Below are 21,474 nucleotides of genomic sequence, written 5' to 3' on the forward strand. Positions count from 1 at the left end.
CCGCACTTGGGTCAATGCCCGCGCTTCTGTCGGCTCGAACCACCGTTGCTGGTGCTCCTTCTTGGACGATCGACTTGCAACAATCCGCTGCTCGCCGGCATTCCGTGGCAAGGCAATGCGCCACCGGTCGCCGACCTATTCGGATCGAAATCCCAACACCGATTCGCGCCCTTCGCTCCTCCTGAAATCGACAAAGGCCAGATGATCGCTCGCGGGAGGTATCTTCTGAGAATAGAGACGCTGCCCCCCGATCTTCTCGTGATCGACCTGAACCGTCAAAAAGGCAAAGTCGGCATCATAGACGGGCCGCAGGACGCGCTGGTGGCGGCGCGGGAAGTCGAGATAGTGGTTGTTGTACTTTCTCGTCTGAAAATAGGAAATAGCGGCTGCTTCGATCAACGAGACCTGCTCTTCGAGAGACGGCCGATATGCCGCCGCTTTCCCATGTCGTGCGAGAGCTTCATGTCCAGTGATTTCAACTGGCATGCCTCTCATTAGCAGATAGGGTTTCTTGTAATCGAACGCATGGGCCACCACAAAGGCTTCGTTGCCGGGATCTTCGGCGGCGATGTCGCCCAGAATTCGCTGAAGCGTCTCATGATGAACCAGCCTATCCCTCGCGGAGTTGCGCAGTCCCTTGCCGATGTAGACGACTTCCAAGTCGCGCACTTCGCTCGGAAGGTCCTCGAATAGGTGGACGGAATTGGCAAAGAGCGTCGCCATGACGGCCCTACCACGCGCGTCGTAGCTGACGAGTTCGCGGTGCGGATAGGGCGAGATGGCGAAGGAGTGTTCGGCATCGTCGAACCACTCTCGCGGTATCCTCAATCTTTGTTGTTTTATTATCCCCTTGACGTGCCATTCGGCACCGAAGGAAACCGTGTCGGCCGAAATATCGACGCTGTCGGGCAGAAGAGAGAGCCTTGGGCGCTTCGTTAGGAAATAGACATGGCAGTTGTCGAGCCGATCCAGTTGTTCACGGCTTGAGTAATCATCGAGAGTGAAGACGTCGGACGCCCGGAAGATGAAGCGGTCGACCGAGAAGAACTCCAGTGCAAATTCTTCTGCGTACTTAGCGGCCTGCAACATCTTCCTTGCTCCGAAATCATCTTCGGTTATCTCGGCCGCCCGGGTGCCCACGACCGAATAGATCGACCGGCAATTTAGCTTTGTGCGCGGACCGGGGCTCAGCCATTCGAGGCCCGCCGATCGCTCGTGTTCTCATCGCCATATCTATGCCATAGTACAAGAAACACCGTCCGCTGGGAAGGCGCGCGGCAAATTCCTGGACGAAGGGCGTGTACTCCACGGCTCGCATCAGAGCACGGATCCGCAGTTCGGAGACTATGTACGCGACGGCACGGTATGAAAGACCGTCTGCACGGTGAGACTGTTGCTGCCGTAGCAACATCGCACTTCCGACAGTGCTGAATATTACTGTCGAGAACTAGATGGTGTCCCGTAGAGTCGTGTAGCTAGCATGAAGGGTCACCGGGCAATTCCGGTGAGAGCCGAGCTGGTCAGCCAGCCACAGCTGGCTGGCAGGCTATGGGATCATCGCTCAAAGGCGCGATGGTTTCCAGCGTCATGTAACGGGCGTGCTGGACGGCCCACTCGTCGTTCTGTTCGAGCAGGATCGCGCCGATGAAACGGACGATCGCGTCCTCGTTGGGGACGATGCCGACGACCTTGGTGCGGTGCGTGATCTCGCCATTGACTCTCTCGATTGAATTGGTCGAGTGCAACTTGGCGCGGTGCTGTGCCGGGAAGCCCTTATGGGCAGGCACATCAGGCCCCGCCTCATCATGAAGGCAGCGAGCTTGGGCACCTTGGGTGAGCGAGGGCGAGTTGCCGCGGCGGAGCGCCGAAGCCGGCCGGCGCCTCGCGAGAACCGACGGCCTTGTAGGAACCCTGGACCGAAGCAAACTCGCCATGGATCGAGAGTGAGACCAGATTTTCGTTCGTATGGGCGCCAAAACGCTGGCGATTGATTGACGACATTTCGTTTGTCTATCGTACGGCATACCGCCGTGTTCACTCAGCCCTAGTTGTGTAAACATCGACCGAAAAGAACTTTTATTTCCCCCCAATGAGATAGCCACATGCGACCCTCGAAGCGTCAGCACCGGAAGGTGCATAGGGTGTGAGAAAACCCTTGCTTCGTTCTTCTGGCCTTCGGCTGCAAGTTTGCGCAGAAGCAGGTTTGCTGCTCACCGATTTAGTCAGACCCGTATCGCGCGATGAGCTTGCTTATAGACGAAGCGGCAACGGTCAGAATGAACCCGCACGCCTGGCGTGAACTCCGGCAGCAAGCAGCAGCGCCACTGCCATCGGATCAAGGACGGCAACGAGCGCCAGCGTGAGCAGCCGGACCGCTCGCTCAAAGTCCGTGGCGGGTATACCAATCAGCTCGGCGAGATATCGTATTGGTCCGACCTCAGCCTCGGCGCGCCTTCGCTGCGCGTCAATCTTGGCTTTTTCAATCTGTAGATTGGCGAGAGCCTGGGACTCACGCTGGCGTTCCGCCGCGATGTCGGCACGTTCGCGACGCCTCTGGTCAGCAATCGTCATCGCTCCGACCGGCCGGCCAAGGCGCGTCGCCTCGTCGATGGCCGCGTCGATCTGGGCAATACGCCGGTCAATGTCGGTGACCATTCGGCTCTGCATCCCGAGGCGGGCCTCGACGTCTGCGGTTCTATCGGCAAGCGTGAGATCTATGGATGCCATATGGTCGAGGTGAGCGCGGGTGAGAAAGCCGAATACGCCAACGGCGTTCAGGCCCATCAACACGCCAATCATCAGGACGAGGACGAACCTTAGGAGGGACGGCGCAGACGTCCAATGCTCAGTCAGCCAGGCCGCCGCCACGAGCTTTCCGGCCTCCAGGACGGCGCCCATGATGATGACAGGCCAGAAAGCTCCGGCAAAGATCGCGGTCAGGCCGTCGATGGAGAAGGCAGCCGATACACAAGCCAGCGCCAGAGCCACAATGAAAGCGGCGAGCTTGACGCGTGTCGGGAACCGATTGGATTCATTCGCTCCAGACATCCCTGTGACGCCGGCGGCGTCCGTAACGACAGCGGTACCATCTGTAACGGTCGGTGTTGCGGCCCTCGTTACAATGATCGCTTCAGCGTTACGACTGATCAGGCCCGCGCGCTCCCAGGCTTTCAGGCGGCGACTGGTCCGCATTCTGTTCCACCCCCATTGGCGCCCGAGCTCAGCGGCGCTGACCGTCACGTGTCCCTCGGGCTGAGAGCGCAGCCAGGCCAGCGCCTCCATGTCATCGAATGGATGGGGCGGAACGGACTCCGTCATGATCAAAATGCTGCTCCTTGCGTCTCGGCCCCGCCCGATCGGAGGCACTCGAAAGGCCGGCTGCTCCAAAACGATGACGCTGACGTCAGTGGCCGGAACGGGGAGCCGCCTGCCCAGACCGGGATCGGTCATATCTCCTGCTCGCCCCGTGGAGAGAATACGGAGAGGCCCTGGGCGTAGTGGTGCCGGATGGCGGACAATTCTGCCCGCCGCTTGGCGAACTCTGATCAAGCCTCGCGAGCCCCGCCCTGCGCGCAGGTGTCCCGCAAAGGTGGCACGTCCGAAGCCAGAGCGGAACGGCCGAATTGCGCGACGTCGCACGCTACAGCCCTCCCCTTAACGGCCACGATGCGCGCCGTTGCTGCCGAGCTGCCGCCGATCGACACTCCGTCTGGGCCATCCCTATCGGCGATTTGCGTGCGGCTTTAACACCAGTTTTCCTCGATGCTGGACCGGTCCGTGTTGAAATGATGCTAGCGGGCCGTCCGACATTCCATCTCGGATCTGCGGACGAATAGCATCGCCGATGCAGTTCGATCGCTCTGGTTTCGGTCGATCGATCGCTAAGACCCTGCACCCGGATACCGATGGTCCGACCGGAGCCATAGCAAAGATGCTGCGTGAGACCCACTACTCGTGTAGCTACCGCGCGGTGTCTGAGCGCAGTTCAGCCTGGGATTGGAGAGGAGCGAGCGGAGGGCGGGTTCGACGGCAAGATAAAAGCGCCTCTCCGCGGCGAAGAATCGGCGGTCGTATGTCTTTGCGTTCACTCAGAGCAGCATGGCACCAAAGAAGACCTCGTAGAGTTGCTCGAAGATGAAAGGCGAGGAAAGTCAACGTCCCGAACGGCACCATTCGCAGCCTGGCGAACTGGTTCGCAGATTGCAGCAGTCCTAGCCACGAGCAACCGAGGAGCGGGACGTGCGATATCAAGAGAACGCTATCCCACGATCTGCAAGCGAACGCCTTGGATAAGGGCAAGCGGACCCGGGCAAAGCCTCCACCACGCCCCAAACTTGTCTTGTCAATCCGGACGAAACTCGGAGTTAAAGTTCGCGTCGAGACCTCGCGATGTTCAATCTGACGATCGACGGCAAGCTTCGTGGCTGCGATGCCGTTGCGATCAAAGTCGCAGATGTCACAGCGGTTGCCATCGATAGGCCGGTATCCAGAGCCGGTTCAGAACCCGCAGTGGCGGATTGATATTTTAACAACTTTCGATAGATTACCTACTTTTTCACGCGAGAATCCCAATGCGGCTCACGTATTTCGCCATCGAAAACTTCCGTAGCATTTCGTGTGCAACCTTCAACGATTCGGCCAACGTCACAAGCTTGGTTGGACCTAACAACGAGGGAAAATCGAACATCTTGGAGTGTTGGAAAATTTGTCTGGAATTGCTTTGGGGCAGCCGGATCGTGAGTGGCCGCGAAGCCGTCTCCGTCGGACCAATAGAGCACCACAAGCGATAGTTGGCACATCCCGTCTTGCAAAACTCGAAAAGCTTGCAAAATGCGGAGGGCTGCAGATAGCGTCATGGTAGAAAAGCGAGACGATTTTCCAGCGACTGTCTTGAACGCGGTATCCAAACGGGCGGGCTTGCTTTGCTCAAATCCAGAGTGCGGTAGGGCTACTACCGGTCCGCAGGTGGGCGACGAACGCGGCGTGATCAATATTGGAGTTGGCGCTCATATCACCGCCGCGGCTCCTGGCGGCAAACGCTACGCGAAATCGCTTACCTCGGAAGAAAGGCGCTCCCCCAACAACTGCATTTGGCTTTGCCAGAACTGTGCAAAGCTAATCGATTCTGACGAGACCGCATTCTCGACTGAAAGACTGCATGATTGGAAGATGCGGCGCGAAGTCCGTCAGTCGGAATTGATTCTTGCGCTGCCGGATAGTCGATCGTCAGCGCCGCGCAACAGCACCGCCGTGGAAGCGAGACAACTTGTCGATTACCGGCGGCTTCCCGAGACCTTTTATCAGCGTCTGGTCGGGCGAGATTCAGAGCTGAATTGTCTCGACGAGGCGTGGAGCGACACTAGGGTGAATATCATCTCGCTGGTCGCGGAAGGTGGCGCAGGTAAGTCGGCGTTGATTAATGAATGGCTCACGCGGCTGCAGGCCGACGACTATCGCGGTGCCCAGCTGGTGCTCGGCTGGTCGTTCTACAGCCAAGGCTCGAAGGAACGCGCGTCGTCAGCGGACCCGTTCTTAAACTGGGCGGCCGAGAAGCTCGGCATCGAACTTAAAGTCAGCAGCACTACGGCGAAGGCCGATGCGATTGCCGATGCGCTGACGCAGCGTAGGGCGCTCGTCCTGCTTGATGGCGTCGAGCCACTGCAACACGGTATCGACACTCAGCTGGGCCAACTAAAGGATTTTGGGCTACGCGCATTTTTGCGGCGTGTTGCGGCAACGCCGTCAAGGGCTGGACATGGGTTGGTCGTCGTCACGAGCCGTTTAGCCGTCAAGGACATCGCGACCTGGCAGGCCGGATCCTCTCCCGTCCTCCGGGTCACGCGACTCTCCGATGCCGCTGGCGGAATGTTGCTGCGGGAGAATGGCGTCTGGGGTACGGACAAAGATATCGAAGGCGCAGCGCACGATTTTGGTGGCCACCCGCTCGCGCTAAGCCTTCTCGCAAGCTACGTTAAGGAGACGCAGGCTGGCGACGTGCGCCGGCGTGACCGCATCCGCAATCTGCTTGCAGACCCCAATAATCCGGGCCACGACCACGCTAGGCGCGTAATGGAATCCTACGAGAGGGAATGGCTGGCGAGTCGCCCGCTAGATCTCGCAGTCATGCAGATGGTCGGACTGTTCGATCGGCCGGCGGCCGACGATTGCCTACGCGCGCTTCGCGCCAGCCCGCCGATAACTGGCCTTCCTGCCGCAATGGTGGAGGTCGGCGATGACGAATGGAACCGCAGCGTCGCGCGTCTGCGCGAGGTCCGGCTGCTGGCTCCGCCGGACACGGACGCACCCGGGACACTCGACGCCCATCCGCTCGTGCGAGATTGGTTCGGCGAACAGTTCAAACAAACCAACCAACCGGCCTGGGAAGCCGCGCACGGCCGGCTTTACGAGCACCTGCGTGACACGACTAAGGAAGGTGAGACACCCAGTCTCGAACAACTTACGCCGCTCTATCAGGCAATCGTCCACGGCTGTAGGGCAGGACGGCACAACGAGGCCTGGAATGAGGTTTTCGCCGCTCGACTCAAGCGGGTGGTGGGTACTAGGTTTGAAAACTACACGACGAGAACGCTAGGGGCGATCGGCAGCGAGCTCGCAGCCCTGTCAAATTTTTTCGTAAAGCCCTACGATCATCCCGTTGCAAGCCTCGGTTCGGCGGAATTGAAACAAATCATGATCTCCGTCGGAGAGTGTTTGAGTGCGCAGGGACGATACAGTGAAGTAATATTTACTATGGGTGTTCTTGACAAAATCGTAGAACCGGCTACCGGCTGGAGATACGCTGGAAGCGGGTCGATCAGGCCACACATTGCCCATCTCCGAAGAATCAGTGCGGTGCAATTGACCCTAGGCCTGATTGCTCATGCAACCGCGAACGCAGCACGCTCGGTAGAGCTTGTCTCTCGATCATCAACACTAGCGGGACTAGCGGTGGGGGCTCGCGCCAGTTTTGCGCGCGCTCTATACATGAGCGGGCAACGTGAGAAAGCAAAAACGGTTATGTTGGACATCAAGCCGAGCTCCAGTAGTTATCGCGCGCTGTCGAACATCCAGTTTGATCTGCTGATTGACGAGGGCAATACTACGTTGGTGCACGAGTTCGCCGTAAGGCACGAAGAATCGGCGAAATTCCAGGCAGCTCCCTTGCTCATCGGCCACAATAGTCTGATTCTTGGCCGCTCTCATTTTCTGCTCGCTATGGAGAAGGTCATAAAGCGGCGAAGTTTTAGCGATATACGCGACCATATCCAGGTCACATTCCTGCGGCTTGACGATGCAGTCGAGCGGTTCCGGAGCTCAGGCGTACTTGACGTGATTGCAATTGGGCTGCTCGCTCGTGCAAGATTTCGTCGCAATTTGGGCGATTGGGCCGGTGCCGCGCTCGACCTTAACGAAGTCGAGGAGATTGCTGAGCCCGCACTGATGCGATTGTTGCTCTGTGACATGGCGATCGAGCGCGCACGGCTCGACTTTGCACGCCGCGAGGCGTTTGCTCCCCTCAATGGTTTCATCAGTTATTGTAAATCGAAACCAGCACAGCTGGATGAATCGGAACGACAGAGGCTGCAAGCCGAAGCGGCAGTCCACCTCGCCAGTGCCGCCGACACCATCGCGACTCATGGATATCACCGCCGCGATGAAGAGCTTGCCGAGTTGCAATCTGTGATTCGTGGCCAACGCACGTTTGCGAGCCTCTCAGCCAGGGTGTGAAGCGTAAACGGGATTGAGAGGGTGGAGTCTCTCTTCAGAAATTTCGTGAGTCAATACCATTGCGCTGCCAGTTCTTTGAACTCTGCCATGGGTCTTTCAGCACTTTGTCGGACCGCCCCGTCATGTCCGTTCATCGCCCATATCGGACCTTCTCGGTCGGGTGCATCGACGGCAGCTTACGGCCCGGCCCCTGACAACAAGACTCGTCGGACCGAGTGTCACTGTCGGTGACCTTGCCCCTCGGGCTCAATCCAGTTTGAAGTTCGTTCTGGCCCCAACGAGGACCAGAGCATGAAGCGCAGCCGTTTTACGGAAGAGCAGATCATCGGGATTTTGAAGGAGCACGAGGCTGGCGTTCCGGTCGCCGATCTGTGCCGCAAGCATGGCGTGAGCGACGCCATCATTTACAAGTGGAAGGCCAAGTTCGGTGGAATGGACGTCTCGGAGGCCAAGCGGCTGAAGACGCTGGAGGACGAGAACACGCGGCTGAAGCGGCTGCTGGCGGACGCCATGCTGGACAATGCAGCCCTGAAGGACCTGCTGGGAAAAAAGTGGTGACGCCCGCGGGCAAGCGGAAAGCTGTCGCACATCTCGTGGGCGTTCACGGGATGAGCGAACGGCGGGCGTGTAAAGCCATCGGCTGTTGCCGCATGACGGTCAGATATCAGACGAGCCGGGCCGATGATGCCGGGCTGCGGCAGCGCATGAGGGCGATCGCCTACGAGCGCCGCCGCTTCGGCTATCGTCGCCTGCACGTCCTGCTCAAGCTGGAGGGCTACCTGGTCAATCACAAGAAGCTGTTCCGGCTATACCGGGAGGAACGGCTCACGGTGCGCCGCAGAGGTGGCCGTAAGCGGGCCCTCGGCACACGAGCACCGATGACGGTGCCGCTGCTCCCGAATGATCGCTGGTCGCTCGCCTTCGTGTTGGATCAGATGACCGACGGCCGGCGCCTCCGCGTCCTCACCGTGGTCGACGACTGAACCCGCGAGTGCCTGGCGCTGGTGGCCGACACCACTTTCTCGGGCGCCCGGGTCTCGGGAACTGGACCGGCTGGTCGCCGAGTGCGGCAAGCCCAAAATGGTGGTGAGCGACAACGGCAGCGAGCTCACGAGCAATGCCATCCTGACATGGACCGATCAGAGCCGTGTCGCTTGGTACTACATCGCGCCGGGCAAACCCATGCAGAACCCTTCATCGAGAGCTTCAACGGCCGCTTGCGGGATGAACTGCTGAACGAGACGCTGTTCACCTCGCTCGCCCAAGCCCGCGTCGCGCTCCGATGCTGGCGGGCCGACTACAATAATGAACGACCACACTCGCAACTCGGGTGGAAAACGCCGTCCGAGTTCGCCGCCACCTGCAATCCGCGTCGGGATCTGGAGAGCGCTATGTCGAAAGCTCCGCGCCAGCCCCCGCCGCTACCACAGCCCGGATGGGCACATCCAACCGCCCGAACGAACTGAGACCTGGATAAAACTTGGGGGCAAGGTCATCGGATGCATCGCCGACGTCAGCGGCGCCGACCTAATGGACGCCTATTCGCCGCCGTTCACCGTCCTACGCACTACCCATGATTAATCCAGGTTCCATGTCTGACCGGGATAATAAATGCTCGATCGGGCCCATTGTGATTTGGAGTGACAGCATGGAAGATCGAAAGTACCTGACTGCGGAGGAAGTCTCGGAACGCTACCGCGGAGCAGTGAGCGTAGGGACGCTGCGGAATTGGCGAGCGATGCGTGTCGGGCCGGCCTTCGTAAAAATCGGCAAAGCGGTCCTCTATCCGATTGATCAACTCGACGCCTGGGACAAGCGAAACATGATGGCGTGTCGTGCGTCTAGACGACTGATCGTGACCGAGTCTGATAAAGGATGATGATCACGTTTTGTCACGCGCTACCGTCCCCACTCCCCGTCACCACCAGTTCGACGATTCTCGAAAATCGGCACTCTATCAATTAGATAGCAGCGGCGCTGCGCTCATGCACAATCATCTCAATACGTTAGTTGGGACGCGGTTGGATGACGCAGACCCCGCAGTCAGGCCGACCAATAATCTTCCAGTTTGAGAATGGCGACAGCCTCGCCCTGTGAAAGCTTCGATCAACTGCGCTCTTCACGGAGAAGGTCGGCTACAGCGACGCCGAGAGCGAATGCCCTTGGAAAGAACGGAAGATGACAGAATTTGCATCCGCTTCCACGCCAACAGACGTCCGCAAGTTTTTCCACGACGATAGAATGCGATTTGGCACGCCAGGACAAGACGCCATGCGAAGAAGGGTCCCGCCTTTATCCAAATCCAGGGGCACGATCACCATTGCCGCCCTCGATCGTAGCGCCGATGTTGCCTGGGACCATTGTCGGTCAAGAGGCACTACGTGGCACTACGATGAACGAGACCGTTGCTCAAGAGAGCAAAGATGCCGCGCGGATCAGCGAGCCGGAGTTGGTGATGGCGCCACAGAACGCCAATACTCTCAATCCGTACTTGATGGAGTTCGTGCGCCTACTGGCTCGCCGGGCGGCGCTGGAATGGTTCCAAAAAATCGCCGAGGAGAGTCGCGCAAAGCACTCCTGATCTTGGAGGAGATCGTGGCATGAAAGTCGCGCTCTATGCTCGCTACTCCACTGACAATCAGCGTGACGCTTCGATCGCGGATCAGTTTCGCATCTACCGCGCCTATGCTGAAAAGCATGGCTGGCAGATCGTCGAGGAGTATTCGGATCATGCGATCTCAGGCGCGTCGCTGCTGCGCTCAGGCGTTCAGTCGCTTATTGCCGATGCCCTGCGTGGTCGATTCCAGGTCGTGCTGGCCGAAGCCATGGATCGGCTTTCGCGCGATGAAGAAGACATAGCCGGCCTATTCAAGCGAATGGCTTACGCCAACGTGAAGATCGTTACCCTCTCTGAGGGCGAGGTCACGCATCTACATGTCGGCCTCAAGGGGACGATGAACGCGCTCTTTCTTAAAGATCTCGCCGACAAGACGCGCCGTGGGCTGCGTGGCCGTGTCGGGCTTGGCAAATCGGGAGGCGGCAACTCCTACGGCTATGACGTCGTCAAGCAATTCCAGTCTGATGGCGACCCAATTCGTGGCGATCGCACCATCAACGCCGCTGAAGCAGCAGTGGTTCGTCGCATCTTTCGCGACTATGTCGTTGGCAAATCCGCGAAGCGGATTGCAGCAGAGCTGAATAGGGATGGCATTTCAGCGCCGAATGGAGGCGATTGGGGATTCAGCACGATCAATGGCAATGCCAAGCGCGGCAATGGCATCTTGAACAACGAAATGTATATCGGCCGAATCGTCTGGAATCGGCAACGATTCATCAAAGACCCTGAAACAGGCAAACGCCAAGCGCGACGAAATCCGGCAGCTGAGTGGATTGTGCAGGAAGTGCCAAATTTGCGCATTATCGACGATGAACTCTGGAACGCCGCAAAAGCCCGACAAGCCGCCATCAATTCGAAGCGCGGAGAAGATGGCCGGGAGGAGCCAAACAGCTTCAGAGACCGTCGGCGCCCAAAATACATATTTTCGGGATTGATAAAGTGTGCCTGGTGCGGCGGCGGCTACGCCATGATCTCGGCCGATCTGATCGGTTGCTCGACGGCCAGGAACAAGGGGACCTGCGAGAACCGAAAGAGCATCCAGCGCGAACGGGTAGAGGGGCGGGTGTTGAACGCTCTGCGTTATCATTTGATGGACCCGGCACTGTTCAAGGAATTTTGCGACGAGTTCACACGCGAAATGAACCGTCTTCGGATGGAAGGTGCAGCCTTGCTTGCGACGGTCCGCGCGGAGGTGAAGAGAATCGAGCGCGAGCTCGGTACGCTGCTCAATCTGATCCTCAAGGGCGGCGCGGCGGATACGATCAACGCCAAGATGGTCCAGCTCGAAAGCCGAAAGGCCGAACTTGAGCAGCAGCTGACCGATGCAGAGAGCCCGCCGCCCCTACTCCATCCCGAGATGGCGACGTTCTATCGCGAGCAAGTCAATGCTCTCCACGACGCCCTTCGGGATGACACCGAAGCAACGCGCCTCAAGGCCGGCGAGATCCTGCGCTCCCTCGTGAAGGAAATCATCCTAACGCCAGATGCGGGTGAGCTGAAGATTGATGTCCGGGGCGACCTTGCCGGAATTTTGGCGGTTTCCCTCAAAACAAAAACCCCGGCCGCAAGGACCGGGGTTTCGCAAGTTGAGATGGTTGCGGGGATAGGATTTGAACCTATGACCTTCAGGTTATGAGCCTGACGAGCTACCGGGCTGCTCCACCCCGCGTTAACCTTTGCAAGGCCTTCAGGAATTATCGGGCGTTCCTGGCTGACGCTCGAGAGCGCCGCCGATCCATCCCAAAGGCTTCCTGAGAAGGCTTGAGCCCGTCGGCCGGTGCGGCCATCGGGTGCGGGCGGTATGTACCAATGCGGACCCGGTTTGGAAAGGGCTTTTCGGAAGTTTTTTTGCCGGATTGTGACGCGGACGAGCGGAGCCGTTACCAATTAAAAATAGACGTCGAATCATAGACTTGAACGGCGGCTGGAATTGTCTTCTCGGGTGCTGGTGCGGAGCCTTCCCTGAGCGGCGGCCGGAACTCCATGAAAGACGTCGGAGGCGGAGACGAGCGCGCTTCAGCTGCTTCGCGCCAGATGTCCGCGAGACTCTCGGCAAACACCTCCCGTGGACGCTTGCCAAGGGTTTCGCGACACGGCAGCTTCGCGAACAAACGCAACCCACGGCCCAACGCGGCCGGACGGGATACGCGAGGAGACGGCCATGGACCAATCCCTGAAGAGCGCCCCGGTGTCGGCGCTCGATGATGCCTTCCACGCCATGATCGAGGCCTCGCGCAGCGCACCGCCGCCGTCGCTGGAGAAACGGCAGGAAAGCCTCCGTCGGCTGAGGGCGATGCTGTCCGACAATGAGAAGCGCCTCGAGCAGGCGATCTCGGCCGATTTCGGCCATCGCTGCGCGGTCGAGACCACGATCGCCGAGACGCTGTTCCTGCAGACCGAGCTCAAGCATACGATCAAGATGCTGCCGCGCTGGATGGCGCCGCGGCGGATCGCGACCTCGCTGCAATTCCTGCCCGGACGCAACCGGCTGATCCCGCAGCCGCTCGGCGTGGTCGGCATCATCGCGCCCTGGAATTATCCGCTGCAGCTGACGCTCGCGCCCGCGATCGGCGCGATCGCCGCCGGCAATCGCGTCCTGATCAAGCCGAGCGAGCTGACGCCGGGCTTTTCCGCACTGCTCAAGCAGCTGATCGCGGCGCAATTCGATTCGACCGAACTCGCCGTCACCGGCATCGAGGACGGCATCGCGCAGGCCTTCGCCGCGCTGCCGTTCGATCATCTCGTGTTCACCGGCTCGACCCGGGTCGGCCGCATCGTCGCCGAGGCCGCGGGGCGCAACCTGACGCCGGTCACGCTCGAGCTCGGCGGCAAGTCGCCGGCCATCGTCGATGCCTCGGCCGACATCGACGAGGCCGCGGAGCGCATCGCCTACGCCAAGCTGCTCAATGCCGGGCAGACCTGCATCGCCCCAGATTACGTGCTGGTGCCCGAGCCGCAGCGCGATGCCTTCGCCGGCAAGCTGCATCGGCGCATGGTGGAGATGTTCGGCACCAATCCCGCGAACGGAGACTACACCTCGATCATCTCCGACCGGCACTACGCCAGGCTGGAAGGATTGCTGCGGGACGCGATCGCGCGCGGCGCCAAGCCGCTGAGCACGACCAGCCCGGAAGATCCGGCCTGGAAGAAGCTGCGCAAATTCCCGCCGACCGTGGTCGTCGGCGCGACGCCGGATATGGCGATCATGCAGGAGGAGATCTTCGGCCCGCTGCTGCCGGTCATGACCTATCACAATGCGGACGAGCCGATCCGCTACATCAATGCGCACGACCGGCCGCTGGCGCTGTACTGGTTCGGCCGCGACGAGGCCGCGCGCGAGGCCGTGCTGGCGCGCACCGTCTCGGGCGGCGTCACCATCAACGATTGCCTGCTGCATTTTGCCCAGATGAACCAGCCGATGGGCGGCGTCGGCGCCTCGGGCATCGGCCATTATCACGGCGAATGGGGCTTCAACAGCTTCAGCAAGCTGAAGCCGGTGTTCTACCGCTCGCCCTTCAACCGCATGAAGGATCTCTATCCGCCCTACGGCGCCAGCATCGCCCGGATCGAGAAGCTGCTGCGGTTCCTGAGCTAGCGACGGAGGCCTCCGTCATTCCGGGTTCGCCGCGCAACGGCGCGGCGCCCCGGAATGACGGCAAACAAACAACAAACACATCAGGGAGACGAAGCGCGTGGTGGACGAGGTCGATTTCATCGTCGTTGGCGGCGGTAGTGGCGGCGCCACGGTCGCCGGACGGTTGTCGGAAGATCCAGCGACGTCGGTGATGCTGCTCGATGCCGGCGGACGCAACGACAATTGGATCGTCACCACGCCCTACATGCTGTTCCTGATGGTCGCCGGCCCCGTCAACAACTGGTCGTTCACGACGGTGCCGCAGCAGGGCCTCAACGGCCGCGTCGGCTATCAGCCGCGCGGCCGCGGGCTCGGCGGCTCCTCGGCGATCAACGCCATGGTCTATATCCGCGGCCACCGCGCCGACTACGACGGTTGGGCCGCGCTCGGCAACACGGGCTGGTCGTATGACGACGTGCTGCCCTATTTCAAGCGCGCCGAGAACAATGCCGAGTTCGGTGGCGACTATCATGGTCAATCCGGCCCGCTGCCGGTCAACCGCCTGCGGACCGACAATCCGGTTCACGAGATCTTCCTGCAGGCGGCCCGCGAGGCGCAGTTTCCGATCCGCGAAGATTTCAACGCCGAGACCCAGGAAGGCCTCGGCCTCTACCAGGTCACGCAAAGCAATGGCGAGCGCTGGAGCGCGGCGCGCGCCTACATCCAGCCGCATCTGGGCCACCGCCGCAATCTCCGCGTCGAGACATCAGCGCACGCCTCGCTGATCCTGTTCGATGGCAAGCGCGCCGTCGGCGTCAAATATCGCCAGGGCAAGGAGGTGAAGGAGATCCGCTGCCGGCGCGAGGTCATTCTTGCCTCCGGCGCATTCCAGACGCCGCAACTGCTGATGCTCTCGGGCGTCGGCGACGCCGCCGCCTTGGCGAAACATGGGATTGCGAGCGTGCAGCATCTGCCGGGCGTCGGCCAGAACCTGCAGGATCACCCTGACTTCATCTTCGCCTACACGTCCGAAAATCCAAACTTCAACTCGCTGTCACCGAAGGGCCTGCAGCGACTTCTGCGCGGCATCGGGCAATACCGGCGCGAACGCCGCGGGGTGCTGACCTCGAACTTCGCCGAGTGCGGCGGCTTCCTGAAGACGGATCCCAATCTCGACATCCCCGACATCCAGCTGCATTTCGGCATGGCGGTCACCGACGACCACGGCCGCAAGCGCCATGGCAACGGCTTCTCCTGCCACGTTTGCCTGCTGCGGCCGAAGAGCCGCGGCACGATCGCGCTGAAGAACGCCGATCCGCTGACGGCGCCGCTGATCGATCCCAATTTCCTCGGCGAGGCGGACGATCTCGAGACCATGGTGGCGGGCTACAAGACGACGCTGAGGCTGATGGAGACGCCGGCGATGCGCGGCCTGCAGAAGCGCGATGTGTTCACGGCGGACGTCCGTAATGACGACGACATCCGCGCCATCCTGCGCGCTCGGGTCGACACGGTGTATCATCCGGTCGGTACCTGCAGGATGGGGGTAAACGATCCCCTCGCGGTGGTCGATCCGAGCCTGAAGGTGCAGGGATTGTCCGGGCTGCGCGTGGTCGACGCCTCGATCATGCCGACCCTGATCGGCGGCAACACCAACGCGCCGACCATCATGATCGGCGAGAAGGCCGCCGACATGATCAAGGCGGAGCTGCGGGCCAACTGACGGCCGCTTGTCGACGTCATGGCTCGCGCCGGACGCGCGAGCCAGCGGCGACGTGACTAGGTCAGCAGGAAACCGCCATCCACCGTGACCACGCTGCCGGTCATGTAGCGCGAGGCGTTCGAGGCCAGCAGCAGGATGGCGCCGTCAAGATCGCTCTCATGACCGACGCGCCGCTGCGGAATGCGCTTGATCAGCTTCTCGCCGGCCGGCGTCGCCCAAACGTCGTGGTTGATGTCGGTGTCAATATAGCCCGGCGCCAGCGCGTTGACGCGGATGTTGTTGCCGGCGAGCTCCAGCGCCAGCGCCTTGGTCGTCTGCACGACGCCGGCCTTGGAGATCGCGTACGGCGCGATGAACTTCACGACGCTGAAGCCGAGCACCGAGGCGATGTTGATGATGTTGCCGGGCGCTTTCCGCGCAATCATGCGGCGCGCCACTTCGGTGGCAGCGAAATAGGCGCCCTTCAGATTGGCGCCGATCACCGCATCCCAATCGGCCTCGCTCTGCTCGACCGCGAGCTTCTCGACGGCGATGCCGGCATTGTTGACCAGCACCGTGATCGGGCCAAGCGCGGCCTCGGCGGCGTCCAGCCCCCGCGCGATCGAGGCATTGCTGGTCACGTCCATCTCGACCGCGACGGCGCGACCACCTCCGGCCTTGATCTCCTCCTCCAACGCCTTGAGCTTGCCGGTCTGGCGCGCGGCGAGCACCACGGCAGCGCCATGCGCCGACAGCACCCGGGCAAACTGACGGCCGAGCCCCTGGCTGGCACCAGTGATCAGGATGACCTCGCGGCTGACGTCGAACAGGTCGGACATGGCGTCATCTCACGTTTCGTTGTTTGTTGCGGCGCATTGATACAGACGATTTGAAACAGCGCAAATCGGATTTGTTTACCGGGTGCGGCCTACAACCACAGCATATCAGCCATGAATACTTTCGACCTCGCCGCTTGCATTGCCTTGATGGTCGCCGTGTACAGCGGCTTTTCGACCGGGCTGTTGCGCAGCGCCACCACCATTCTGGCCTATCTGCTGGCGATGCCGCTGGCGATGGGCGCGGTCGCGGCAATGAGCCCGCAACTGCGCGACGTGCATGGTGCGCCGCTGGCGCAGAACTGGCTGCAGTTCTTCGCCGCCTTCGTCGTCATCGGCGTCGCGCTGGGCAAGATCGGGCATATTCTGCTGGACGAGGCGATCGGCGCCGAGGCCGGCTTCGGCGACCGGCTCGGCGGCGCCCTGCTCGGCGCCTTGCGGGTGGGCATGGTCGCGACCACCCTGGTGCTGGTGTTCGACAGGATCGTTCCGACCGAGCGCCAGCCCCGCTTTCTCGAAGGCTCGCGGCTGCGGCCGATCCTCTCGCTCGCAGGCGCGAAAGGCTTCCGCTCGCTGCCGCCGGAGGTCGCGAGCCTGATCGATCGGCTGAAGCAGGAACGGCGCATCTGACCGCGCGAGCCATGCAATCCGGCACAGGCCGGTTGCCCTTACCAGCGGCGACGGCGTTCGTTAGAATGCCACCTTCATCGTTGCAGTTTCACTGACATATCGGAGTGATCAATCGTGGATCTCGGGATCAAGGGCCGCCGCGCCATCGTCTGCGCCTCCAGCAAGGGATTGGGCCGCGCCTGCGCCATCGCGCTCGCCAATGAGGGCGTGCATGTCACGATCACCGCGCGCGGCGCCGAGGCGCTGGCCAAGACCGCGGCCGAGATCCGCGCCGCCAACCCGGGCATTACCGTGATCGAGGTGGCCGGCGACATCACCACGCCCGAGGGGCGCGCCGCCGTGCTCAAGGCCTGCCCGGATCCGGACATCCTGATCAACAATGCCGGCGGTCCTCCTCCGGGCGATTTCCGCAACTGGACCCGCGACGACTGGATCAAGGCGCTCGACGCCAACATGCTGACCCCGATCGAGCTGATCAAGGCGACCGTCGACGGCATGATGGCGCGCAAGTTCGGCCGCATCGTCAACATCACCTCGGCCGCGGTGAAGGCGCCGATCGACATTCTCGGCCTCTCCAACGGCGCCCGCGCCGGCCTCACCGGCTTCGTCGCCGGCCTGTCGCGCAAGACGGTGATCAACAACGTCACCATCAACGCGCTGCTGCCGGGCCCGTTCGAGACCGACCGGTTGCGCTCGACCGCCAAGGGCGAAGCCGAGAAGCGCGGCGTCACGCCGGAGCAGATCCTGGCCGACCGCGCCAAGCTCAATCCCGCTGGCCGCTTCGGCGACCCCGAAGAATTCGGCCTCGCCTGCGCCTTCCTGTGCGCCGCCAAGGCCGGCTACATCACCGGCCAGAACATCCTGCTCGACGGCGGCGCGTTCCCGGGGACACTGTAAGTCCTATTTTTGCAAGGGTGCGAGTGCAGAGTCTCTCGCGGCTTGCTCGGTCTGCGCCTCTCCCCGCCTGCGGGGAGAGGTCGGATCGCATCGTGAGATGCGATCCGGGTGAGGGGGTACAGGTCTCACCGCGAACACTCCCCGCGCGTATGCCCGAGTAACATTTCGAACGTCTGCCCCACTGGCACTTCCCGCGCGGCTGCCCCTCACCCCGCCCCTCTCCCCGTGAAGAACGGGGAGAGGGAGCGCACCGCCGATGCGGTTATAGTTCGACTCCAGCTCGCAAAGACAGGCTCGCTGTCGTTGTGAGTACGGCGCTCACCAATGCGCATCACTCCGCGACGACCTACTGCTTCGTGATCTCGTCCTCGTCGCGCTGGCTTGGGCTCGATGAATCCGCCGTGGTGCGGCCCTCCGTCCAGTCGATGCCGAAGGCGTCGAGGCCCTCGGCGAGCAGGTCGCCGAGCATCGGCTCACCCAGCAGGTAGCGCGCGGTGTGGCGGTCGCGCTGGCCGGCGGCCTCGCGGCGCAGATCGTCCCATTCGTTGATGTCGCCGTCGCCGCGGCCGAGCCGCATCAGGGCGACGAGATCGGCCTGCTCGTCCTCGCTCATCGCATTGATGAAGCCGGTGATCTCCCGCTCCACCGGATCGTCGCCGGTATCCTGGAGCACGTCGATCATATCGTCATCGGCGGCGTTGGAGCCGGAGTCGGGATCGCTCGCCTGCTCCTTGACGTCGAACTCGCGCGCCTTCTCGATCAGGAACGCCACCTTCTCGGGCGATATCGTCAGCTCTGGCATGACCCTTCTCCTCGTGAACTGGCCACGATAACGCCTGTTCCCCAGACTTGATCCATTGCGCTGCGGCGTGCGACGCGGCATCGTCGCCGGACCAAGAACAACAAAGGGGGAAGCGCGCATGCACTGGACGGTCGGCCGGGTCAGGATCACCAAATTCACCGAGCTGGAAACGGTCGGTGGCACCCGCTTCATCCTGCCGCAGGCGACCCCCGAGGCGATCCGCGCGCTGCCCTGGCTCGCCCCGGATTTCACCACCGGCGACGGCAAGCTGAAGATGTCGATCCACAGCCTGGTGCTGGAGACGCCCACCCGGCGCATCGTGGTCGACACCGGCCTCGGCAACGACAAGCAGGGCCGCAGCGTGCCGGTCTGGAACGACCGCACGACGCCGTTCCTGGAGACGATGAGCACCGCCGGCTTCCCGCCCGAGAGCATCGACCTGGTGATCTGCACCCACCTTCATGTCGACCATGTCGGCTGGAATACGCGGCTGGTCGACGGCCGCTGGGTGCCTACATTCCCCAACGCCCGCTACATCTTCGGCCGCACGGAATATGAGCACTGGCGCGACCACAGCGAGGCTGCGGACGAGATCGCGACCTTCGCCGATTCCGTGCAGCCGATCGTCGATGCCGGCCGGGCCGAGCTGGTCGCGAGCGACGCCGTGATCAGCGATGAGATCACCCTGATCCCGACGCCCGGCCACAGCCCGGGGCATGTCAGCCTGCACATCCGCTCCGATGGTGCGGAGGCACTGCTGAGCGGCGACGTCGCCCACCATCCCTGCCAGATGGCGCATCTGGACTGGAGCTCGACCGTCGACTCCGATGCCGCGCAGGCCATCGCGACGCGGCAGGCGCTGTTCTCGCGCTTCGCCGAGACCGGCACGCTGGTCATCGGCGGTCATTTCAACGCCGGCCACATCCGCCGCGACGGCGCGGCGTTCCGCTTTCAGGCAGTGCCGGGCAGCGGCAGCGCATAGCCCGCGAGGTTGAATTTCGCCCCGCCATGCTCCATGACAGGACTCTGGAATACCAAGGATTTGAGGGAGAGAAACCAGATGAAGCTTGTTCGCTACGGCGAAAAGGGCGCGGAAAAGCCGGGCCTGATCGATGCATCCGGCCAGCTGCGCGACCTGTCGGCCCATGTGAAGGACCTTGATGGCACAGCCTATGCGCCGGAGTCCCTGAAGAAGCTGGCCGCGCTCGATCCGGCTTCCCTGCCCGCCGTCTCCGGCAAGCCGCGCCTCGGCGCGCCCGTGACCGGCATCTCCAAGTTCGTGGCGATCGGGCTCAACTACTCCGATCATGCCAAGGAAACCGGCAACCCGATTCCGGCCGAGCCGATCTTCTTCCTCAAGGCCAACACCGCGCTGTGCGGACCCTATGACCAGGTCGAGAAGCCGCGCGGCTCCACCAAGATGGACTGGGAGGTCGAGATCGCCGCGATCATCGGCACCCGCGCCAAATACGTCTCGGAAGCCGACGCGCTGAACCACATCGCCGGCTACACGATCTGCAACGACGTCTCCGAGCGCAACTTCCAGATCGAGCGCCTGGGACAGTGGACCAAGGGCAAGTCGCACGACACGTTCGGTCCCGTCGGCCCGTGGCTCGTCACCAAGGATGAAATTCCGGACGTGCAGAACCTGTCGATGTGGCTCGACGTCAACGGCCAGCGCCGCCAGACCGGCACGACCGCGACGATGATCTTCTCGATGGCGAAGTGCATCTCCTACGTCTCGCAGTTCATGACCCTGCTGCCGGGCGACATCGTCACGACAGGCACGCCTCCGGGCGTCGGCATGGGCATGAAGCCGCCGACCTTCCTCAACGTCGGCGACGTCGTGACGCTGGGCATCGAGCGCCTCGGCGAGCAGCGCCAGGAGATCATCGAGGCTTGAGCCTCGAGACGTAAGGCGGCCCCGCCATTCAACGTCGTCATGCCCGGGCTTGACCCGGGCATCCACGTCTTGAACGGGTGCTGATGGCCAAGACGTCGATGGCCGGGTCAAGCCCGGCCATGACGCCGGATGAAGCTTTCCAGGAGCATCATATGAAACTCACCTTCTCGCCCGCCTCGCCGTTCGCCCGCAAGGTGCGCATCGCCGCCATCGAGCTCGGCCTGATCGACAAGATCGAGTTCGTGTCCGCGGCCGTCGTGCCCGGCCAGGCCAACGAGGAGTATTCGAAGATCACGCCGCTGAAGAAGCTGCCGGTGCTGATCCTCGACAATGGCGACGTCATCCTGGATTCCTACGTCATCGTCGAATATCTCGACGAGCTCGCCGGCGGCAACAAACTGATCCCTGCCTCGGGCCCGTCGCGCTGGAAGGTCAAGAGCGAGCATTCCATGCTGCAGGGCATGCTCGATTCCATGCTGCTGTGCCGCTACGAGGCGATGATGCGCCCGGAGGGGACGCGCTGGCAGGCCTGGTCCGACGATCACTGGAACAGGGCCTGGATGGGCATGGCCCGCTTCAATGCGCAGAGCGATCTGCTGACGCGCCCGTTCGACATCGTCTCGATCGGCCTCGTCTGCGTGCTCGGCTATGCCGATTTCCGCTTCGCCGATTGCGGCTGGCGCAAGGCGTATCCGGCGCTCGATGCCTTCCATCAGAAGATGATGGAGCGCGAGTCGGTGAAGATTTCGGTGCCGCCGGCGGCGTAATCTGCTCAAGGAAAGTGC

The 21,474-nt window shown here is 61.8% G+C and carries 17 protein-coding genes, 1 tRNA gene and 2 pseudogenes; 14 read left to right on the forward strand and 6 right to left on the reverse strand.

The window, feature by feature from the left end:
- Positions 1 to 135: 135 nt before the first annotated feature.
- The 3 genes and pseudogenes from ACQR07_RS11440 to ACQR07_RS11450 form a co-directional block, all read right to left on the reverse strand.
- The gene (locus ACQR07_RS11440; protein WP_434902406.1) at positions 136 to 1,089 is read right to left on the reverse strand and encodes a hypothetical protein; all 954 of its coding nucleotides are present in this window, start codon (positions 1,087 to 1,089) and stop codon (positions 136 to 138) included.
- 431 nt (positions 1,090 to 1,520) lie between these two features.
- Positions 1,521 to 1,834: pseudogene (locus tag ACQR07_RS11445) on the reverse strand (transposase); the annotation flags it as partial.
- A gap of 437 nt (positions 1,835 to 2,271) precedes the next feature.
- Positions 2,272 to 3,318: a hypothetical protein gene (locus ACQR07_RS11450; RefSeq protein WP_434902669.1), complete on the reverse strand. Its 1,047-nt coding sequence runs from the start codon at positions 3,316 to 3,318 to the stop codon at positions 2,272 to 2,274.
- Between the two features lie 1,071 nt (positions 3,319 to 4,389).
- Here ACQR07_RS11450 and ACQR07_RS11455 point away from each other — a divergent pair.
- From ACQR07_RS11455 to ACQR07_RS11485, 7 genes and pseudogenes are all read left to right on the forward strand, one after another.
- A complete protein-coding gene (locus ACQR07_RS11455; protein ID WP_434902407.1) occupies positions 4,390 to 4,521 on the forward strand; it encodes a hypothetical protein in 132 nt (43 codons plus the stop codon).
- A gap of 50 nt (positions 4,522 to 4,571) precedes the next feature.
- Positions 4,572 to 4,790 carry an AAA family ATPase gene (locus ACQR07_RS11460; protein ID WP_434902408.1) on the forward strand — a complete coding sequence of 73 codons (219 nt, stop codon included), beginning with the start codon at positions 4,572 to 4,574 and terminating at the stop codon, positions 4,788 to 4,790.
- Between the two features lie 193 nt (positions 4,791 to 4,983).
- Complete coding sequence (locus tag ACQR07_RS11465) at positions 4,984 to 7,728, forward strand: hypothetical protein (RefSeq protein ID WP_434902409.1); 2,745 nt, start codon at positions 4,984 to 4,986, stop codon at positions 7,726 to 7,728.
- 291 nt (positions 7,729 to 8,019) lie between these two features.
- A pseudogene (locus ACQR07_RS11470) lies at positions 8,020 to 9,205 on the forward strand (IS3 family transposase).
- Positions 9,206 to 9,376: 171 nt separating this feature from the next.
- Positions 9,377 to 9,607: a helix-turn-helix domain-containing protein gene (locus ACQR07_RS11475; protein WP_434902410.1), complete on the forward strand. Its 231-nt coding sequence runs from the start codon at positions 9,377 to 9,379 to the stop codon at positions 9,605 to 9,607.
- Positions 9,608 to 10,120: 513 nt separating this feature from the next.
- On the forward strand, positions 10,121 to 10,309 hold the full coding sequence (locus ACQR07_RS11480; protein WP_434902411.1) for a hypothetical protein: 189 nt from the start codon (positions 10,121 to 10,123) through the stop codon (positions 10,307 to 10,309).
- 19 nt (positions 10,310 to 10,328) lie between these two features.
- Positions 10,329 to 11,981, forward strand: coding sequence for a recombinase family protein (locus ACQR07_RS11485; protein ID WP_434902670.1), 1,653 nt, complete (start codon positions 10,329 to 10,331; stop codon positions 11,979 to 11,981).
- Here the strand turns inward: ACQR07_RS11485 and ACQR07_RS11490 are convergent.
- Positions 11,938 to 12,014 (reverse strand) — tRNA-Met (locus tag ACQR07_RS11490). The genes ACQR07_RS11485 and ACQR07_RS11490 overlap by 44 nt on opposite strands.
- Before the next feature lie 492 nt (positions 12,015 to 12,506).
- On the opposite strand from ACQR07_RS11490, the gene ACQR07_RS11495 reads away from it, so the two are divergent.
- Positions 12,507 to 13,940 (forward strand): coniferyl aldehyde dehydrogenase, encoded by a 1,434-nt coding sequence (locus ACQR07_RS11495; RefSeq protein ID WP_434902412.1) that lies wholly within the window; start codon positions 12,507 to 12,509, stop codon positions 13,938 to 13,940.
- A 97-nt stretch (positions 13,941 to 14,037) separates the two neighbouring features.
- Positions 14,038 to 15,642 (forward strand): GMC family oxidoreductase, encoded by a 1,605-nt coding sequence (locus ACQR07_RS11500; protein WP_434902413.1) that lies wholly within the window; start codon positions 14,038 to 14,040, stop codon positions 15,640 to 15,642.
- A gap of 56 nt (positions 15,643 to 15,698) precedes the next feature.
- On the opposite strand, the gene ACQR07_RS11505 is transcribed toward ACQR07_RS11500, so the two are convergent.
- Complete coding sequence (locus ACQR07_RS11505; RefSeq protein ID WP_434902414.1) at positions 15,699 to 16,460, reverse strand: SDR family oxidoreductase; 762 nt, start codon at positions 16,458 to 16,460, stop codon at positions 15,699 to 15,701.
- 111 nt (positions 16,461 to 16,571) lie between these two features.
- Here ACQR07_RS11505 and ACQR07_RS11510 point away from each other — a divergent pair, with 111 nt between their 5' ends.
- The gene (locus ACQR07_RS11510; RefSeq protein WP_434902415.1) at positions 16,572 to 17,087 is read left to right on the forward strand and encodes a CvpA family protein; all 516 of its coding nucleotides are present in this window, start codon (positions 16,572 to 16,574) and stop codon (positions 17,085 to 17,087) included.
- Positions 17,088 to 17,201: 114 nt separating this feature from the next.
- Positions 17,202 to 17,984, forward strand: a complete 783-nt coding sequence (locus ACQR07_RS11515; protein WP_434902416.1) for an SDR family oxidoreductase — start codon at positions 17,202 to 17,204, stop codon at positions 17,982 to 17,984.
- A 346-nt stretch (positions 17,985 to 18,330) separates the two neighbouring features.
- Here ACQR07_RS11515 and ACQR07_RS11520 read toward each other — a convergent pair whose 3' ends face one another.
- A complete protein-coding gene (locus ACQR07_RS11520) occupies positions 18,331 to 18,786 on the reverse strand; it encodes a DUF3775 domain-containing protein (RefSeq protein ID WP_434902417.1) in 456 nt (151 codons plus the stop codon).
- Positions 18,787 to 18,904: 118 nt separating this feature from the next.
- Between ACQR07_RS11520 and ACQR07_RS11525 the strand changes: the two genes are divergently transcribed.
- From ACQR07_RS11525 to ACQR07_RS11535, 3 genes are all read left to right on the forward strand, one after another.
- Positions 18,905 to 19,768, forward strand: a complete 864-nt coding sequence (locus ACQR07_RS11525; protein ID WP_434902418.1) for an MBL fold metallo-hydrolase — start codon at positions 18,905 to 18,907, stop codon at positions 19,766 to 19,768.
- A gap of 78 nt (positions 19,769 to 19,846) precedes the next feature.
- Positions 19,847 to 20,689, forward strand: a complete 843-nt coding sequence (locus ACQR07_RS11530; protein WP_434902419.1) for a fumarylacetoacetate hydrolase family protein — start codon at positions 19,847 to 19,849, stop codon at positions 20,687 to 20,689.
- A gap of 152 nt (positions 20,690 to 20,841) precedes the next feature.
- Positions 20,842 to 21,456: a glutathione S-transferase family protein gene (locus ACQR07_RS11535; RefSeq protein ID WP_434902420.1), complete on the forward strand. Its 615-nt coding sequence runs from the start codon at positions 20,842 to 20,844 to the stop codon at positions 21,454 to 21,456.
- The last annotated feature ends 18 nt before the right edge of the window (positions 21,457 to 21,474 follow it).

The organism is Bradyrhizobium sp. HKCCYLS20291 (assembly GCF_051167715.1).
GTDB lineage: Bacteria > Pseudomonadota > Alphaproteobacteria > Rhizobiales > Xanthobacteraceae > Bradyrhizobium.

Excerpts from the sequence above, each read along its gene's own strand:
- ACQR07_RS11505 (WP_434902414.1), bottom strand. The coding sequence starts at position 16,460 with ATGTCCGACCTGTTCGACGTCAGCCGCGAGGTCATCCTGATCACTGGT.
- ACQR07_RS11475 (WP_434902410.1), top strand. The coding sequence starts at position 9,377 with ATGGAAGATCGAAAGTACCTGACTGCGGAGGAAGTCTCGGAACGCTAC.
- ACQR07_RS11525 (WP_434902418.1), top strand. The coding sequence starts at position 18,905 with ATGCACTGGACGGTCGGCCGGGTCAGGATCACCAAATTCACCGAGCTG.
- ACQR07_RS11455 (WP_434902407.1), top strand. The coding sequence starts at position 4,390 with ATGTTCAATCTGACGATCGACGGCAAGCTTCGTGGCTGCGATGCCGTT.
- ACQR07_RS11495 (WP_434902412.1), top strand. The coding sequence starts at position 12,507 with ATGGACCAATCCCTGAAGAGCGCCCCGGTGTCGGCGCTCGATGATGCC.
- ACQR07_RS11485 (WP_434902670.1), top strand. The coding sequence starts at position 10,329 with ATGAAAGTCGCGCTCTATGCTCGCTACTCCACTGACAATCAGCGTGAC.
- ACQR07_RS11535 (WP_434902420.1), top strand. The coding sequence starts at position 20,842 with ATGAAACTCACCTTCTCGCCCGCCTCGCCGTTCGCCCGCAAGGTGCGC.
- ACQR07_RS11460 (WP_434902408.1), top strand. The coding sequence starts at position 4,572 with ATGCGGCTCACGTATTTCGCCATCGAAAACTTCCGTAGCATTTCGTGT.
- ACQR07_RS11480 (WP_434902411.1), top strand. The coding sequence starts at position 10,121 with ATGAACGAGACCGTTGCTCAAGAGAGCAAAGATGCCGCGCGGATCAGC.
- ACQR07_RS11510 (WP_434902415.1), top strand. The coding sequence starts at position 16,572 with ATGAATACTTTCGACCTCGCCGCTTGCATTGCCTTGATGGTCGCCGTG.
- ACQR07_RS11450 (WP_434902669.1), bottom strand. The coding sequence starts at position 3,318 with ATGACGGAGTCCGTTCCGCCCCATCCATTCGATGACATGGAGGCGCTG.
- ACQR07_RS11530 (WP_434902419.1), top strand. The coding sequence starts at position 19,847 with ATGAAGCTTGTTCGCTACGGCGAAAAGGGCGCGGAAAAGCCGGGCCTG.
- ACQR07_RS11440 (WP_434902406.1), bottom strand. The coding sequence starts at position 1,089 with ATGTTGCAGGCCGCTAAGTACGCAGAAGAATTTGCACTGGAGTTCTTC.
- ACQR07_RS11520 (WP_434902417.1), bottom strand. The coding sequence starts at position 18,786 with ATGCCAGAGCTGACGATATCGCCCGAGAAGGTGGCGTTCCTGATCGAG.